Here is a 16629-nt window from a genome sequence, read left to right on the forward strand (position 1 = left end):
CCTTATGATCATCTTTGTTCAAGCTTGTATTGGTCCAGGGCGCTTTGAAATATCTGTAACAACCGAGTGGTGTAACCCTGGATCGTATGCCACGGGCGAATAACCGAGCGAAATTGCAGCGCAAACATCAGCAGTGACTGGCTGTCGGAGATGTTCGCCAGGTCGTCAGCCGAATTCTTGATGCACGTTGTCATCATCGCCCACAGGTCCTGCAGGTTAGTTGCACTTTGATGCGCATCGATCAAACGGATATCCATATCCTCGAATTGCAACTCCAGGCGGCGAATGGCGGCCGATATAGGTTGCTTGGTGTTGATCTGCGCGACTATTTTGTTCTTTTCTCTAATAAGCCTGTTCTTTTCCTTACGGATTTTTTCGGCTTTACTGCCGAAAATTCCGCCGGTGATCGCAACGCCTATCGGGCCTCCGAAGACGCCCCAGGCAATATTGTTCTTGGCGGCCGTGTATTCCTTGTTTTTCTGCCCGATCTCCTTGCTCAGGGCATCCATATCGGCCGTCAGTTCCTTGATCTGTCGCTCCAGATCGGACTTTTTGACCAGGCTCAGCTTTTGGCTGATATCGGGCATCAGTTCGGTCTGTATCGTTGCAACGAACGACGCAATCTGGTCCTTCAGGGATGTTGCCGCCACCCTCTGCAGTTCGATGTTCCTGGCCAGGAGCGACAGATAATCGGACAGTCCGCCTACGATGCGCCTATCCGTGGCATTCAATTGGGTGGGAGCCGCTTGCTCCACCAGTTGCTCAGTCAGTTCGTCGACCCTGGTGACGATCTGGGTGAAGGAGTCCATGCCTTCGATGATCTGCAGGACACGTCCGCCCTGATTGGTGAAGTTTCGGGCGAACTCATCAAGTTGATAACCGGCGTCTTTGATCTTTGCTTCAATCGCCGTCCAGCCCAAGGCGTGAATATTGATCGAACAGTGGGTGTTCATGATGTCTGCGGGCTCCAGCCCGGGAAGGCCACTGGAGGTAATGCCGAGGTGGCGCTGAACGGTTTCAAGCGTATGTGGCAGGCTCAGGGCAAACCTTTCATAGCGCTTGAGGCTCAACACGTCTTCTTTGGTAAGCAATAGAGCAGCACCACGTCCGCCGCTTTCCTCGTCGGTCAGAGAAGTTTTTAAAAACTCGCCCGGTTGAGTGGCAGCGCGAGCGATAACTTCATTCTCGAAAACTTTCATTTGAGTCTGCATAGTGCACGTCCTGTGTACTGATGGCGGTAAAAAGCTGTTGATGCGTCGGCTGATATCCTGTCCGACAGAACTAAATATAAGCCGCTTTTTTACAGGCTCCACTGGGGATGCATTTCAAAGTCTGAACGTTCGTTTATAGTTGTGTCATTGCGCAGGCGGCAGGGCAGAATCAGGCGCCGTGAAACCGGGGTTGAAAATTGTTATGTCTGCGCGGTGTGACACAGGCGTAAAATGCCGCCCTGAATTTTTCGCGCCCTTATCGGGGCCGCCCGAGGCGATACTGATGTCAGAGACAACTCAATCCCTTCCTCCCGCCGCAGCGGATGACCTTGCCGAGTTTCTCGGGCTGGTGGACAGCGGAGTGTCCCAGGATTCGCTGGTCAAGCTGGTGCTGGCCAAGCATGTGGGCAGCGAGGCCGAGTTGCAGCGGGTCATCATCAAGCCGCTGCTGATCAAGGCGCAACCCAGCCTGTCGTTCGTCTACCGCTACAAGACCCGCGACATCACCAAGAATCTGCCGCTGGCCGAAGCCCTGGCGCGCGTTGCCGAACTGGTGCCGGAGTCGTTCAAGAACGCGCATCTGCTGACCCTCACCGACGAGGTGCAGCTCGAATTCAGCAAGAAGAACAAGACCACGCTGTTCCGCAACAAGGCCCAGCGCGAGCGCGAAGTGCCGACTGCCGGCCACGATCGCGAGAAAAAACGCTACCTGGAGCTGAGCCGGCCATTCCTGACCGATCTGGGCGTGACCAACAAGCAGCATGAGCTGATCCCGGCCATGTCGCGCAAATGGAAGCAGATCAACAAGTTCATTGAGGTGTTTTCCCACGCCCTGACGTCGTCGCCGCTCAAGCTGGATCAGCCGATCCGGGTCGCGGATTTCGGCTCGGGCAAGGGCTACCTGACGTTTGCCATCCACGATTACCTGCGCAACACCTTGCAGGCCGAAGGGTGCGTCACTGGGGTCGAGCTGCGTGAAGACATGGTGACGCTGTGCAACAACGCGGCGGCGCGTCTGGATCACCCCGGCCTGACGTTCCAGCATGGTGACGTGCGCACGGTTGCACCTACCGAGCTGGACGTGATGATCGCGCTGCATGCCTGCGACATTGCCACCGACTACGCCATTCACATGGGCGTGCGTTCCGGCGCGGCGATCATCATGTGCTCGCCGTGCTGCCACAAGCAGATCCGCTTGCAGATCCAGAGTCCCGGCCTGCTCAAGCCGATGCTGCAATACGGCTTGCACATGGGCCAGCAGGCGGAAATGGTCACCGACAGCCTGCGTGCGCTGTTGCTCGAAGCCTGCGGCTATGAAACCAAGGTGTTCGAGTTCATCTCCCTGGAACACACCAACAAAAACAAGATGATCCTGGCGGTCAAACGCACCGAGCCTGTGGCGCCTGCGCAACTGCTGGCACGCATCCAGGAACTCAAGGCGTTCTACGGCATTACCGAGCAGTGCCTGGAAAACCTGCTGCAGGCCGACGGTCTGCTGGGCTAAAGCTGTGCCGCCGCTGTCCGACCGCCTGCGCCAGGCAGGCCCGATTCGTTGAGCCAGTCAATTCTTGAGCTTCAGTAAGGCTGATCGGCGTGGGGTGGGGGCTGAACCGATTGAAACGGTCGAATCCTCACCTTGCAGGGGCGAGGTCAGTCGGCGGGCGTAAGCGGGTCGAGCATCTTGCGGGCTTTTTCCAGCAGTTCGGCGAGCTTGAACGGCTTGATGATCATGTCCATGCCTTCGCCCAGGAAACTGCGACGGTTGACCGCGTTTTCCGTATAGCCGGTCATGAACAGCACGGGCAGGTCCGGACGCCACAGGCGCGCGCGATCGGCCAGCTCGCGGCCGTTCATCTGCGGCAGACCGATGTCGGAAAGCAGCAGGTCCACCGTGGCGTCGTGTTCGAGAATATCCAGCGCCGTGTTGACGTCCGGCGCCAGGCTGCAACGGTAGCCGTTTTCCAGCAGCAGCTCGTTGACGAACATCCTGACCGAGGCCGTGTCTTCGACGATGAGTATGTGCTCGCCTTTTCCGGGCAGCAGCACCGCTGGCGTTTCGATAGCTTCCGGCGCCATGTCGATGCGGGCCGGGATCATCAGCGTCACTTCAGTACCGTGGCCGACCAGGCTGCGGATCTGGATGTCGCCGCCCGACTGGCGCACGAAACCGTAGATCGACGACAAGCCCAGGCCGGTGCCTTCGCCCAGCGGCTTGGTGGTGAAGAACGGGTCGAAGACCTTGTCGATGACGCTGTGTTCGATACCTACGCCGTCGTCTTTCACCGAGATCACCACGTATGGACCGTCGGCCAGCTTGGGGTCACCCTTGTAATGCGCCGCGAAGGTCGTCACCCGGATGGTGCCGCCGTCCGGCAGCGCGTCGCGGGCATTGATCACCAGGTTGAGCACCGCGCTTTCCAGCTGGCTGGCGTCGATCATGGCGACCGCCGCCGTCGAGGGCAGGTCCATCTCCAGCTCAATGCGTTTGCCGATGGTCCGGCGCAGCAGGTCGTCGAGGGATGCGATGTGCCGGTTGATATCAATCGGCCGGGCATCCAGCGGCTGCTGGCGGGCGAACGCCAACAGGCGTTGGGTCAGCGCCGCCGCACTCATGGCCGAAGCCAGCGCGCCTTCGGCATAACGCAGCACCTTGTCGGGGTTGTTATCGATCGTACGTTTCTTGATCAGCTCAAGACCGGTGATGATGCCGGTGAGCAGGTTATTGAAGTCGTGGGCGATACCGCCGGTGAGCTTGCCGATGGCGTCCATTTTCTGTGCCTGCAACAGACGCTCTTCGGTCTTGGCCCGTTCGGCAACCTCGAACGCCAGCTTGGAGCTGACGTTGTTCAACTGGTGGATGTGCGAGCGTTCGCGCTGACGATGCTCGGTGACGTCTTCGACGAACACCAGGCTCATCAACGGCGTGCGGTACGGCGAGATCTGCCATTCGGTGTCGTGAATCTCGCCGCGAATCGACATGCTGACGCTGCCTTTCCAGCGCTCGCCGGCACGCAGCGCAGCGGCCAGCCTATCGATGATTTCCTGCTGGTCGTCAGCCAGTGCGCCGAGCAGTGTGCGTTGCGAATCGTTGTGATCGATCAGCTGCGCGAAGGCGTGATTGCACTCGTGGACGTTGAAATCCACGTCCAGCACGGCAATAGGCGCCGAGACATTGGCGAAGATCTCGCCGAACCGCGCTTCGCTTTCACGCAGTGCGTATTCGGTGTCCCGCACGCGCAGCAGGGTGCGGATGGTGGCGAGCAGTACGTCAGGGTCGACCGGATGGACGAGGTAGGCGTCGGCCCCCGCTTCCAGGCCGGTAACGATATCGGCGCTCTGCATGGAGGCCGCCGAAACGTGTACCACCGGCAGCAAGGCCGTGCGTGGCTCGGACCGCAACAGGCGAACGATGTCGAAGCCGCTCATGTCCGGCAGGTTGACGTCCAGGATCAGTGCGTCGGGCACTTGTGCGGCGATCATCTCCAGGCCGTCGGTGCCGTTGCCGGCCTCGGTTACCACAAAACCATGCCGCTCCATGCGGCGCCTGAGGGCGTAGCGGGTGGCGTCGTTGTCGTCGACGATCAGCAAGCTTGTTTCACGACTCATCGCGGGGCTCCCCGGCGATGGCCAGTGGAATGATGACGTAGAAGGTCGAGCCAACGCCCGGCGTGCTGTCGACTCCGACGCGGCCGCCGAGCAGCTCGGCAAAACGTTTGCACAGCGACAGGCCAAGGCCGGTGCCGCGCAGGCGTTTTTGCAGGGGTGAATCGATCTGGGAGAAATCCTCGAACAGTTCGCCGTGCAGCGCTTCGGGAATGCCGACGCCGGTGTCGCTGACCGCAAAGCGTACTTCCTTGGGGTTCTCCAGCGTGGCCGATACCCGCACCTCGCCGCGCAAGGTGAACTTGAGCGAGTTGGAGATGAAATTGCGCAGGATCTGCGCGACTTTCTTGTCGTCAGTGAACAGGCGGGGCAAGCCGCTCGGCGCCTCGAAAATCAGGTCTACCGAGGACATATTGACGATCGGCCGGAACATCCCGCGCAGCGCCGCGAACAGGTCGAACATGTCGAACCAGGCCGGGGAAATGGAGATGCGCCCGGCTTCGATCTTGGCCAGGTCCAGCAAGTCGTCGACCATGTCGGACAGTTCACGGGCCGCGCCGCTGACGAAGGCGACCTGCTTGTGCTGCTCCGGGGTCAGCGGGCCGTCGATTTCATCCTTTAACAGGCTGGCGATGCTCAGGATCGAGCCCAGCGGGGTTCTGAATTCATGGCTCATATAAGACAGGAAACGGCTCTTGAGGTCCGATGCCTGGCGCAGCGCACTGGCCTGGTTATCCAGCTCCGAGTACAGCGCCATGACGCCCTGGTTGGTCTCATCGAGTTCAGCCCGCAGGGCTTCGGTTTCCTGGCGCAGGCGCATCAGTTCGGCGGCCATGTCTTGCTGGGAATCTGCGCACGAATCAATCATTAATAGCCTCCAAGGCAATGACCAGAACGGTTACATCGTCTCGACCACGACAAAAGTCGCGATGTAACAGCGCTGCGATGACCGCGGGGTGGCGATAGATCAGCCCCGGATAGTCACGCAGGTTCCAGCGGGACTGCAGTCCATCGCTGTACATCACCAGCAAGCGCCCGACCGCATTGGGGTGCTCGAAGGTCTGGGCCTTGCGGAACTGCAGACCGACGATGCCCGGATGCGACGCCAGGCCATGGGTTCTTTCGTCACCGATCACAGTGGCGCCAATATTGCCGATGCCCACGAAGCGCAACAGGTCGTGCTGCGGATCGAACTGGGCAACGGCGACTGCGCCGCCGCGGGTGCCCTTCATCGCGTAATGCATTTCGTCCAGAACCGCTACGCCGGCGTCGAACGGGGCTCGGGCAAAAGCCGCTTCGCCCGCCCGGGCCGCCAGTTCGGCCTCGGTCCCGTGCCCCAGACCATCGACGACCAGCGCACTCAACCGGCCGTTCTGGACCACTAATGACCAGACATCGCCGCAAGCGGGATCGTTCAACAGCGAGTGCTGGCTGGCGCCGAACTTCAGGTCGCGGACTTTTACGGCGCGAGGATAGAAGCGACAGAGGATCACCGTGCCGCGGGCGTCGGCGTGTACGTCGAATACATCGGCTTGCCGGGAAATGGCGCCGAGGCCGATGCCCTGGGTGCCGCCGGTGGAAAAACCATCCTCCAGGCAGCGCTGGATATCCAGTCCGGGACCGCGATCCACGGCAACGATTTCGATGCCCGTCACCGAGCCTGCCGGCACCACGCGCAGGTGCAGCTCGCCGCTTGTCGCATGCTTGAGGTGATTGCTGGCCAGTTCGGTGACCGCCAGAGCGACCCGACCGGCATCGACCGGGTCGAAACCCTGCGTTTCTGCCAGTTGCTGGGCCGTGCGCCGGGCATGGCCGACCTGACTGCTGTCTTCTATGACCAGAACCTGCGTCAGGGTACCGCTGAGTTTCATGTCCATCGAGTGATCGTTATTCGAGTACCTGCGCCGGGCGCGGTGTCCAGTTCGAAGTCATCCACCAGGCGCTTGGCGCCGGTCAGGCCCAGGCCCATGCCGTTGCCGGACGTCCAACCGTCGGTCATCGCCAGTTTGAGGTCCGCAATGCCGGGGCCTTCATCGCGAAAGAGGATGCGCAGGCCGGTGCGCACGCCCTCGTCGATGATCTGCCAGTCCATCGAGCCGCCGCCGCCGTATACCATGGTGTTGCGGGCCAGTTCGCTGACGGCGGTGACCATCTTGGTCAGGTCGACCAGACGCATGCCGCACTCCTGACAGAGCTTGCGCGCGGTCTGGCGTGCCAGTACCACGTCCTGTTCGATGAGAATCGGCTGCGAGCCTGAGCTCTGCACGCTCATTGTTCACCTGCCCGCTCTTGCAACAGCTTCATGCCGCGTTCCACGTTCAGCGCGGTGCTGACACCAGGCAGCGTCATGCCCAGCTCGACCAGCGTAATGGCGACGGCAGGTTGCATGCCGACCAGCACGGTCTGGGCGTCCATGATGCGCGACAGCCCGGAAATGGTTCCGATCATGCGGCCCACGAACGAGTCAACGATGTCCAGCGCCGAAATGTCGATCAGCACGCCCTTGGCGGACGTTGCGCTGATACGTTCGGAAAGATCGTCCTGCAAGGTGAGGGCGAGCTGGTCATGCATGTCGACCTGAATGGTGACGAGCAGGAACGGGCCCATCTGCAAAATCGGAATTCTTTCCATCGCTTACACTGCCTTGCTGACGGTCAGGCCAAGACGGCGCAGTGCCAGCGACAGTGCATCAGCCAGGTTGGCCTTGGTCACCACGCCTTGCAGATCCAGGCCCAGGTGGACGATGGTCTGGGCGATTTGCGGACGCACACCGCTGATGATGCAGTCGGCACCCATCAGGCGGATGGCGGTCACGGTCTTGAGCAGGTGTTGCGCGACCAGCGTATCGACGGTCGGCACGCCGGTGATGTCGATGATCGCAATCTCCGAACCGGTGTCGACGATACGTTGCAGCAGCGATTCCATGACCACTTGGGTGCGCTGGGAATCCAGGGTGCCGATCATCGGCAGGGCCAGCACGCCGTCCCACAGTTTCACCACCGGCGTCGACAGTTCGAGCAGCTCTTCCTGCTGACGCTTGATCACCGCTTCGCGGGATTTCTGGAAGGTGCGGATGGTGTGCATCCCCAGCGAGTCCAGCAATTCCGAAATCTGCAGCAGCTGCTGGGAAAGCAGGGCCGGCTCTTCGTTGTATTCACGTTGCAGCAGATCGAACAGCGGGCCTTTCAGGGTGAAGATAAAGCCGGCGGTCTGTTGGGAGTCCTGACCGGCCAAGGCGCGGGAGTGGGAGAGTTTTTCGAGGAACTGACGGATTTCGTCCCAGTCGCTGCCACTCAGGGACTGAACGCTGCCGCGTTCTGCCGTGTTGACGATCAGGCGCAGGAACTCTTCCGCCTGACGCTTCACGTCGTCCTCTTTGAGGTTGCGTGCGGCGCCACTGGCGTCGAGGCTGGAAAACCAGCTTGAAATCAGGTTGCTCTGGGAGGATTTGATCGCTTCCACGGTACGCTGCAGCAGGCTTGCCATACTTTCAGACTCCTTAACATTCCGGTGAGATAGTGTGGCGCCAGGCGATTGGCGTTAAACCAATATCGCTGTGCCAGCAATGCCGTGGAGTTTCTACTTTTTATAGGCAATTGCAAGCAAACGAAGGCTCCAACGCCTTTTTATGCCAAATGACTGCCATTGCATGCAGGGCAGTGGATTTCGCCGACCTTCAGGCAAGCGTCGATGCTGGAAAGTTCCAGAAGCCGGCTGACTGTCAATGCGGTTTGGCCCAGGTTTGGGAGGCGTACAGAAGGGGTCAGTCGCAGTCGGAAAGGGAAGCGGAAAGTTGACTGAAGGCGCGCTGGTCTTCCTTGGGAAGAGAGCGATAGTGCGCCAGGACGTCGGCTTCGTCCGGGTCCAGGCTGTTGGCCAGCGTCGGGGTGTGCTTGCCGAGCAGGACATAAAGGATGTCCACGCCACCGCCAGCGATTCCGATCAGGTAACCGGCCTTGGGCTGTCTTTCGCCGGACTCGTAATGCGCCTGCGCGTTGCTGGCTATACCTCCGAGTGCGGCAAAATCATGCTGGGTCAACCCCAGCTTCTTGCGTTCTTCTCTTAATCGTGCACCTAGCTGTTTCACAATATTCATCTCCGCCAATATCTTTTGACAATACGCCCTTAGTTGTCAAAACGGTGGATAAATATGTGAATTTTCAGAAATAACCGACCGTACGTATTCAAATGAATACATTAACTTCAAACGAAGCGACTGTTCTCACAGGTCAGGTTTGCTTCGACTTCATCCTGACCGGTGAGTCGTCGGTAAAATCGCGATCCTATAGGTCATCGAGTTCTTACGGCTGGCGGTTTGCTATCGACCATCAGGGTTACTGCACCCAGCTTTCGACCGTTTCAGCGCCATATTGGGTTTTCCACTGCTTGAGCGTCTTATGGTTCCCGCCCTTGGTCTCCACGGTCTCGCCGGAATCAGGATTTTTGTAGATCTTTACACTGCGCGCCTTGCGAGTGGCTTTGACCGGAACAGAGGTATTTTTCCCCGCGCGTGACGAAGTCTGTGGATCGAGAATCGAGACAATTTCTTTCAGACTCTTGTTGTACTCACCCAGCAATTCGCGCAGTTTGGTCTCGAACTCTATTTCCTGCTCCAGCGCCTTGTCACCTTTCATGGCTTCCAGTGCCTGGAGTTGCTCAGCAAGATGTCGCTCAAGTTGACGGTATTCAGCAAGTTTGGACATGCGTGTTTACTCCGAGTCGAACATCATCTTCGCCGATGACGGATGGTTGTGCATTCTGCACGGTCAGTGGAACCAGGGCTGTTGCTGCGCAGCAGCCGTCAGTCAAAACGTTGCACGGGTGTCGGGCGATCAGCCTGCCAGCTTGACGCAAGGCATCGGGCGATAGCGCGCCGCCGCCGGCCGGTGGTCGACCGGCGCCTGATGACGGCGGCTGACACGCAGCACACCCCACAGCATTGCACAGGCTATCGCCAGCCAGGCAGCGATCATGCTGAAGATTGTCATTGCAAGGCTCATAAATACCTCCGTTGCGTTGTCGTCTTCGTGCTCTCCCAATTAATGACCGCCGGGCAACTCAGGGATTCAAATTAAAATCGGATCGTTCATTCCGGCTGTGACACATGCTTCATACGTGGCAGTTTCCAGAGCATGTGGCTCACTCTGTTAGTTACTCTCCAGGTTCGCCAAAGTGCCGTGCAGCAGCAAGCGTTCCAGAGTCGGGAGCCGCGACGCCGCGCAGGGTTCACGGAAGTTGGCCGGGACCGGGTTCAAGTCCCAGGGCCCGATACCAGTCAGCGTAAGGTGTATTGGCAGCGCGGTAGCGATTGAAATCCGGACTGCCGTCACTCCACCACACCGGGCCTCGCTCACCCAGCGCAACCTTGGCCGCCTGCACCCGGGCGCGAGCGCATTTGAGCAGCACCGCGTCCGCTGCCGTCTTCGCTGCCTTCACCGCACGACGGGCAGCCATCAGCTCATTGACCCAGTGCTGGCGAACATCTTCTGTGAGCGCCGGATTGGAGCAACGCCACAGCTGACCTTTGACGACAAAGTAGCGACCATCGGGAGTGGTGGGATTCATTGCGCGACTCACCTGAGCGGTTGGACTGGAAACCTGGTTGTCTAGAACCGCGAGGCGCAGAGAAATTCCACCGCAAGCGAGGGTGATGGCGTTAAAAAATGCGGAAAGAGAAGGAGTGTTGCGCAGAAAGGAAATGACGCAGAGGCGCGGATGGAGCGGGTGAAGGGAATCGAACCCTCGTTATCAGCTTGGGAAGCTGGAGTAATGCCATTATACGACACCCGCTTTGAGCGGCTGACTTTGTACCAGAAGCAGGCCGGTTTTTGAAGCGCTAATTTGCTGACCGCTTCGGCGAAGCCGCCCAGGGGCGCGGGCCATTCGCCGAAGGCTTCTGGCGAAGCTCTGGCGAATGGCGGCCGGATCCTGGTTTGCGCCGGGGTTCAGAAGGCGTAGGCGTGGTGGTCCTGAACCAGGTTGTACGTGCAGCGGTTTTGCTCGGTGACGGGTGCCGGTTGGCCGAGGAATCCCAACAGTGCCTGCCTGGTATCCCGTGAAGCCGCCTTGTGTTCCATGTCCAGAAAATGGCCGGCCGCTTCTATGCAGGCAAAGTGGCTCTGCTGCACGTAGTCAGCGAACAGCACCGCGTCCTTGGCTGCCGTGTATTCGTCCCAGGCTCCGTTCATGAACAGCACCGGCACGTTGATGCGTTTCGCCGCCGCCAGATAATTGTCCGGATCCAGCTTCAGAACATGGCTGATGTGGTGGTGCATCTGGTCATATTCGTGCAGGTCCAGGCTGCTGACGTGACGGAAGTTGAAGCGCTTGAACAGCGAAGGCAAGTGCTTGCCGATGGTCGCGTTGATCAGTTGGCCCATCTCGTAGCGATTGTGGTCGCCAAGGTGGGTCAGGCCCCTGTGCAGGTAATCGCGCATGTGCTCGTTGATGACCGGCGAAAATGAACTGATCACTGCCTTTTCAATCAGTTTTGGCCGGTGGGACAGGGCAACCAGCGCAGCGGCTCCACCCCATGAGAACGACATGACATGCTCGGCTCTGAAATGATCGATCAGTTCCAGCAGGATCTGACCTTCGATTTCCCGTGTCAGTGGTTTCTCATGCAGGTTGTGGGGCTTGGACTTGCCGGAATATGGCTGGTCATAGAGCACCACGTTGAACTGCGGGTAAAGGTTGCGCACGGTCTGTGCAAATGACGCAGTAGTGGCCAGCGAGCCGTTGACCAGAATAATGGTCTTTTCTGCGGCATCCGCACGATAAAACTCCGTGTAAACCCGAAAAAGTCCTTGTATATCAAGCACGGCGATTTCTGGCGTCATAGGTGTATCTCCTGGCATAACAGGTGTACGCGCAAACTACGTCACGCGAGGTTCGTAACAGGCAGGCATTAGCCGGTAAGTGGCCCATGTCGATCCGAACGATCTGTCCGACAGGTATTGTTATTGGCGGGCAATTTGTCGTGAGTCTCTAACGGACTCGGTACGGCAAAAGGGTTTTTCAAATTAGGGATGACCCGTCAGTCACATGTGGACTGACGGTTGGATTCAAGCAGGCGATCCAGCATGTCGCAAGAGCCGTTCGTAACCCGAAGGCATGTTCCGCCGAACGGTTGTGACTTTTTCAGACAGAGGCGATTTGTGCGGCATCGAGTGCGCGGTAGCTGCCGGGCTCTAGAGCGGGGTCCAGCGTGAGCGGCCCCATGCTTTCGCGGTGCAACTCCAGCACCTTGTTATCGAAATGACCGAACATCCGCTTCACCTGATGATAGCGGCCTTCGAAGAGGGTAAGCCTTGCGCAGCGCGGTCCAAGCAGTGTCAGCTCGGCAGGTTGCGTGGTGATGTCTTCGAAAGAAAAGTAGAAACCTTCGGCGAAGCGGGTCACGTAACGCTCGTCGATCAACTGCTCGGTCTCGACGTAATACACCTTCGGCAGATGTGTCTGCGGCTGGGTCAGGCGACGAGACCATTGGCCGTCGTTGGTGAGCAGCATCAGCCCGGTGGTGTTGAAGTCCAGGCGCCCTGCGATATGCAGCTCATGACGATCCGGCTCGTCCAGCAACTCCAGCACGGTCGGGTGATGCGCGTCGCAGGTAGCGCTCACATAGCCCTTGGGTTTGTGCAGCATGAGGTAGCGGGCCGGTTTGCCCGGTTGAAGCAACTGGTCATCGAACGCCACGCGACTGAACTCGCGCACTTCATGGTGCGGGTCCTTGCAGATCTGACCATCGACTCTGATCCGGCCGGCGACCAGCGCGAGACGGACGTCCTTGCGATTGAAGCGCGGCAGGTTGCTCAGGAAACGGTCAAGGCGCATGGCACGGCAAACGTAGGGAAAAAGGGATGCGCATAGTACGCGATCTAGCGTGCCGGTTGCCCCAGGGCCGCGTCTGTAATGCCTGCGCAACGTGGGCACAGGCAGGCTCGATTGCGCAGCTCGGCAGGCAGTGCTTCGAGCCGCGCCGGATCGATGATTGCGGAAAAGCACCAGCAGGCCTGATCCGCAGTGCGCGGGTCGGCCAGGCTGCACTGGTTGGTGAATCCGCACAGCGGGCACCGGTTGGTCGACTCAGGGTGGTTGGGTGAGGTCATCGGGCAAAGCGTCCTGCAACTGGCCGGTCAGGTCAGCCGGGTAGGTTTTCGAAGGTTTCAGGGTCGGTGCCTGATAGACCGGCACGCGCCCGAAACGGGCGGCAATGGCGGCGCAACGACAGTGCACCAGCAGGATCCTGTCGTAGTGAATGCCCTGAGCATAAAGGCTGTTGAACAGGTCTGCCAGCGTCGGAGACGGCATTCCCAGCCGGTTGCGCACGGTCAGGACATCCATCGGCGTGGCCGGCAACTGGCCTCTGAGCGGCGAGACATTGGAATTGCGCACGATATGCGCGATGTCGTCATAGGTCTCGTCCCGGACACTCTGGAACTTGGACAACGTGTAGTTCTTCAACCGGCCGGGCAGCGAAGTGCCCGCCATCATCTTGTCGGTGCAAAGCAGCGGCGGCGCAGTGAAGCGGCTCTGCACCAAGGTATTGCCGGCTTCGCTTGAGAGGGCAAAGGGCTGGATCGTCTTGTTGACGATGCGGTGCAGCATCGGGTCGACGAGGATATAGCCATGCGGCGCGTAGGTCTGGATCTCCGTGCCGTGGGGAATCTTCACCGTCGAGCTCCAGGGCAGGTAGTGCCCATGGGTGCTGACCACCAGCGTGCGGGCCTGACCTCTGTCGGACGTCCAGAGCAGAAACCGGCGGCCCAGTTTCCAGGCATGCACCGACATCGTACCGAAGCGTGGATGGCTGGGGATGGTCCAGCGTTTGAGCATGGCATTGGTGTGGAAGAACTTTTCCAGCCGGGTCTGGCGCGGCGCCAGGGAGCGGCGAAACAGCGAGTCCAGCCCTCTGACGTTGCTGTGGAACGCCACGCTGTTGCGGGTCGGGTTCCCGCCCGACTTCATGATTCTGCCCAGCGAGCGCAATAGCCTGGGCGTTTGTGGCCCGAGACGCAGCAGCCCGAGTGACAGGAGCGCCAGCAGCGCGTGCTTTTTCTCTGTATAGCGGCTTCCCGGCAACCGCGCCGAGGCGATAGTGAGCGAGGCGACGCCTATTTCCGTCGCCAGGGACGCCATGAAGGCGGGTGTCAGCAGCACCGACATCGGGATCAGCAACAGTTGCAGCTGGTTGAGGCGCGAGGTCCAGTAGCGCAGTGAAATCTCGGCAGCGGTGACAATGCGCTCCTGAGCGTCTTGCAGGGCATTGTGTTTCAACGCCTCGCGCAGGAAGCCGAACGGCAGCCCATCCAGCCTTTGCCGGACCAGGGTCTGGTGCAGTGCCTTGCGCGTGTCGAGGTTGTAAAGTGCATCGGTCCAGGGGCGAAGCAAGGACGCCGGTGAATCCGGTGCCTGCACGCCGCCCCACAGACGGAGCAGGTAGTCGAGCCGTTCATGGCTGCGCACCGGCACGTAGTGCATCAACGACTGGCGCCACCGCTCGTCCGCCGCTGCATGGCGCAGGTAGTGCTGGAGTTCTTCATCGTCGTGAAACTCCATGAATGCCTGGGCATGGCCGGCCTGGTACAGCACCTTCGGCCCACCGGACGCTTCCAGCATCAGCAGGCCTGGGTACTGCGGCGACATGGCATCCACCGCCGAACCCTGAACATGGAAGCCCAGGGCCACCCAGCTTCCGGGCTGTGGGTGGGCCAAGGCTCTGACGACCTGATCGAAACCGCCGCGCTTCAAACGACCCTGTTTCAATGCGGTCAGGGCCTGGGTAATGAACGTCGAAGTGAATGCCCGCTCGATCTCGGCTGTGTGCTGGCCCCAGAAGTCGACGATCTTCTTCGACATGATCCTGAGAAAGTCCAGCTCACGGATGTGCTGCTCAACGGCGTGCGGCTCGATGGCCAGCTCTTGATCCGGCGACCAGACGCCTTTGCCGGACCTGTCCAGATAGACCACCGTGCGCCCGCCATGGTCGATGTAGCCGGCCGGATACTGGACCTGGTAATGGGTCATCAGCGCCTGGCTGAGGCTGAGCGGAGTCTCGTCCGGTACGTTCACGTAGGTGGCCGGCGTGCGCGCGTCGCCCAGCGGTGTCGTTGCATGACCGCGCCGATGGGCGATGAACACCTGATCGGCGTTGAGCGTCAACCCATGGCGCGTGGCGAGAAACTCGCCCATGAGCTGCGCGGCATATCGAGAAGGCTCCGGTATCAGGGGCAGTACCGCAGCGTCGGTCTGCCAGAATTCCACGGCGCTGGCCAATGACAGGGCTCGGGCTACCGGCTTGAGCAAGTCGAAGCGGTCGAGGTTTTCGGCGCCCAGCAGTTCGCCGGTGACGCTTTCCTGGGCACGGGTCAACGCGCTGAACACGTCGCCTTCGATACGTGACGCCTGCGCCACCGCGTCCGTGTGGTCGGCAACTTCCAGCATTTCGAGCAGTTGTCGGTGCCAGCCGGAGTCGTTCACGGCCGCCAGCAGCCGTCGGGTCATCTCGGCGGGATCGTCGGTGATGTATTCGACCGTCGTGCGTTGGGCGCCCACGACGTGAATGAAGCAGTGCGAGGTGTTTTTCGATCTGACCTGAAAGATTCCCGGTATGCGCTCGTCATTCAACGACAGGCCCCAGACTTCAGCCCGCTCACCGCGCCCGCTGCGCTCGACCTCGGCGACGGTTTGCGGAAACCCCCGCAGCCCCAGCGCGTCGAGGGTCAATGCATAACCGTCGCGGCTGATCCGTTTGCGGGCCACTTGTCGGGCCAGCCCGTCGAGGAAGCCGAGCTTGCTCAGGGTCCGGAAGGCTTCACGTTGCCGCGCCCAGAAGATCGCCAGCGCGTGGTGGTAATCGGCGGGGAAGGTCGCCTTGCTGATCAGGTCGAACACCGCCGCCGCACGCAACGACGGCGTGGCCTCGGATACCGGCGCATCCGCCAGAGTGGCGCGTCGCAAGCCTTTGAGCCGCCACGGGTCGAAGCAGGCCTGCGCCACGTCGGTCAGCGAAAGCCGTCGGGTGTAGTGTTCCGTGCCGTCGTCATCCACTGACGGGGCATCCAGGCTGGTGAAGGTGAGATAGAGCTGATCCGGGTCGGCGGGTACGCCGGTATGCCGCTCCAGCTCTGCCTTGAGCCGGTCGCGCAGGTAATGCCGACGGCGGGGCGGCAGGTCCATGTCCAGCTGGTAGACCTTGAGCAGCAGGACCGATTCGGCAAGCAGCGCAAACCCCGGACTCTTGCGTAAAGACCTGAGCCTGCGCTCGGCTTGCGGGTCCGGTTCAATGGCCGGGACGTTGTCATCGGCCAGTGCCGCGACGCGTTCTTCACCGGTGGAGTAATGAAAAGGGGACAGTGAGAAACGCGGGGGCGGCGTCAATGCCTCTGTTTTCTCCACCGGCTGCGCGGGCAATAGCAGGACAGCGGGCATTTCCAGCGAGGCTGAAGAGGGCGGATGCAAGGCGTGCGGATGATACGGGCTCCAGGTCGGCTTCATGACGGTCTTTCGCGGCGAAGGGTGGCTTACTATCGCCCAGGACTTCTGCCGATCAGACATAACTATGTATGCCTGCCGCGCCGGAACATCGTGATTGGTGGTGAGGCGCTGAATCCCGTGTCGGGAAATGTTTTGTAGCATCTTTGCGAGCCACGGCAACTGCCCGAAAACATTGCTCCGCAGGGGCCTGGCTACGCTGTGAATGCCCTTTGGAGCCGGGCACGCCGACGGACAGCACGCACCGAAAAGCCTTTTCCGTGTCTTATCCTGCGTCCGTTGATGCTTTTTCGGACGCCGACCAGCGTCGCTGGTTGAGCCA

General features: G+C 60.2%; 16 protein-coding genes and 1 tRNA gene. 1 reads left to right on the forward strand and 16 read right to left on the reverse strand.

Features of this window, described 5'->3' with window-relative positions; genetic code table 11:
• Positions 1-8: 8 nt before the first annotated feature.
• Positions 9-1211 (reverse strand): alpha-xenorhabdolysin family binary toxin subunit A, encoded by a 1203-nt coding sequence (locus EGJ27_RS13150; RefSeq protein WP_158619350.1) that lies wholly within the window; start codon positions 1209-1211, stop codon positions 9-11.
• A gap of 283 nt (positions 1212-1494) precedes the next feature.
• Between EGJ27_RS13150 and EGJ27_RS13155 the strand changes: the two genes are divergently transcribed.
• Complete coding sequence (locus EGJ27_RS13155) at positions 1495-2715, forward strand: SAM-dependent methyltransferase (protein ID WP_125831182.1); 1221 nt, start codon at positions 1495-1497, stop codon at positions 2713-2715.
• Positions 2716-2861: 146 nt separating this feature from the next.
• On the opposite strand, the gene EGJ27_RS13160 is transcribed toward EGJ27_RS13155, so the two are convergent.
• The 15 genes from EGJ27_RS13160 to EGJ27_RS13225 form a co-directional block, all read right to left on the reverse strand.
• Positions 2862-4817 (reverse strand): response regulator, encoded by a 1956-nt coding sequence (locus EGJ27_RS13160; RefSeq protein ID WP_125831183.1) that lies wholly within the window; start codon positions 4815-4817, stop codon positions 2862-2864.
• Complete coding sequence (locus tag EGJ27_RS13165) at positions 4807-5682, reverse strand: sensor histidine kinase KdpD (RefSeq protein ID WP_125831184.1); 876 nt, start codon at positions 5680-5682, stop codon at positions 4807-4809. The genes EGJ27_RS13160 and EGJ27_RS13165 overlap by 11 nt, the downstream gene beginning before the upstream one ends.
• A complete protein-coding gene (locus EGJ27_RS13170; RefSeq protein ID WP_125831499.1) occupies positions 5675-6685 on the reverse strand; it encodes an anti-sigma regulatory factor in 1011 nt (336 codons plus the stop codon). The genes EGJ27_RS13165 and EGJ27_RS13170 overlap by 8 nt, the downstream gene beginning before the upstream one ends.
• Positions 6682-7086 (reverse strand): anti-sigma regulatory factor, encoded by a 405-nt coding sequence (locus EGJ27_RS13175; protein WP_125831185.1) that lies wholly within the window; start codon positions 7084-7086, stop codon positions 6682-6684. Before EGJ27_RS13175 ends, EGJ27_RS13170 begins: the two co-directional genes overlap by 4 nt.
• Positions 7083-7445 carry an STAS domain-containing protein gene (locus tag EGJ27_RS13180; protein WP_125831186.1) on the reverse strand — a complete coding sequence of 121 codons (363 nt, stop codon included), beginning with the start codon at positions 7443-7445 and terminating at the stop codon, positions 7083-7085. The genes EGJ27_RS13175 and EGJ27_RS13180 overlap by 4 nt, the downstream gene beginning before the upstream one ends.
• 3 nt (positions 7446-7448) lie before the next feature.
• Complete coding sequence (locus EGJ27_RS13185) at positions 7449-8300, reverse strand: STAS domain-containing protein (protein WP_125831187.1); 852 nt, start codon at positions 8298-8300, stop codon at positions 7449-7451.
• Between the two features lie 277 nt (positions 8301-8577).
• Positions 8578-8910: a helix-turn-helix domain-containing protein gene (locus EGJ27_RS13190; protein ID WP_306085279.1), complete on the reverse strand. Its 333-nt coding sequence runs from the start codon at positions 8908-8910 to the stop codon at positions 8578-8580.
• Between the two features lie 238 nt (positions 8911-9148).
• Positions 9149-9517: a histone-like nucleoid-structuring protein, MvaT/MvaU family gene (locus EGJ27_RS13195; RefSeq protein ID WP_125831188.1), complete on the reverse strand. Its 369-nt coding sequence runs from the start codon at positions 9515-9517 to the stop codon at positions 9149-9151.
• A 129-nt stretch (positions 9518-9646) separates the two neighbouring features.
• On the reverse strand, positions 9647-9814 hold the full coding sequence (locus EGJ27_RS24910; protein WP_177523020.1) for a hypothetical protein: 168 nt from the start codon (positions 9812-9814) through the stop codon (positions 9647-9649).
• 226 nt (positions 9815-10040) lie between these two features.
• Positions 10041-10379, reverse strand: a complete 339-nt coding sequence (locus tag EGJ27_RS13200) for a hypothetical protein (RefSeq protein WP_125831189.1) — start codon at positions 10377-10379, stop codon at positions 10041-10043.
• Positions 10380-10530: 151 nt separating this feature from the next.
• Positions 10531-10604: transfer RNA gene (locus EGJ27_RS13205), tRNA-Gly, on the reverse strand.
• 155 nt (positions 10605-10759) lie between these two features.
• Positions 10760-11653 carry an alpha/beta fold hydrolase gene (locus tag EGJ27_RS13210; RefSeq protein ID WP_125831190.1) on the reverse strand — a complete coding sequence of 298 codons (894 nt, stop codon included), beginning with the start codon at positions 11651-11653 and terminating at the stop codon, positions 10760-10762.
• Between the two features lie 301 nt (positions 11654-11954).
• Positions 11955-12647: a pseudouridine synthase gene (locus tag EGJ27_RS13215; RefSeq protein ID WP_125831191.1), complete on the reverse strand. Its 693-nt coding sequence runs from the start codon at positions 12645-12647 to the stop codon at positions 11955-11957.
• A gap of 44 nt (positions 12648-12691) precedes the next feature.
• Positions 12692-12922, reverse strand: a complete 231-nt coding sequence (locus tag EGJ27_RS13220) for a cysteine-rich CWC family protein (protein WP_125831192.1) — start codon at positions 12920-12922, stop codon at positions 12692-12694.
• Complete coding sequence (locus tag EGJ27_RS13225) at positions 12900-16310, reverse strand: dermonecrotic toxin domain-containing protein (RefSeq protein ID WP_256672817.1); 3411 nt, start codon at positions 16308-16310, stop codon at positions 12900-12902. Before EGJ27_RS13225 ends, EGJ27_RS13220 begins: the two co-directional genes overlap by 23 nt.
• Between the last annotated feature and the right edge of the window lie 319 nt (positions 16311-16629).

This window comes from Pseudomonas sp. v388 (assembly GCF_003935425.1).
Lineage (GTDB): Bacteria > Pseudomonadota > Gammaproteobacteria > Pseudomonadales > Pseudomonadaceae > Aquipseudomonas.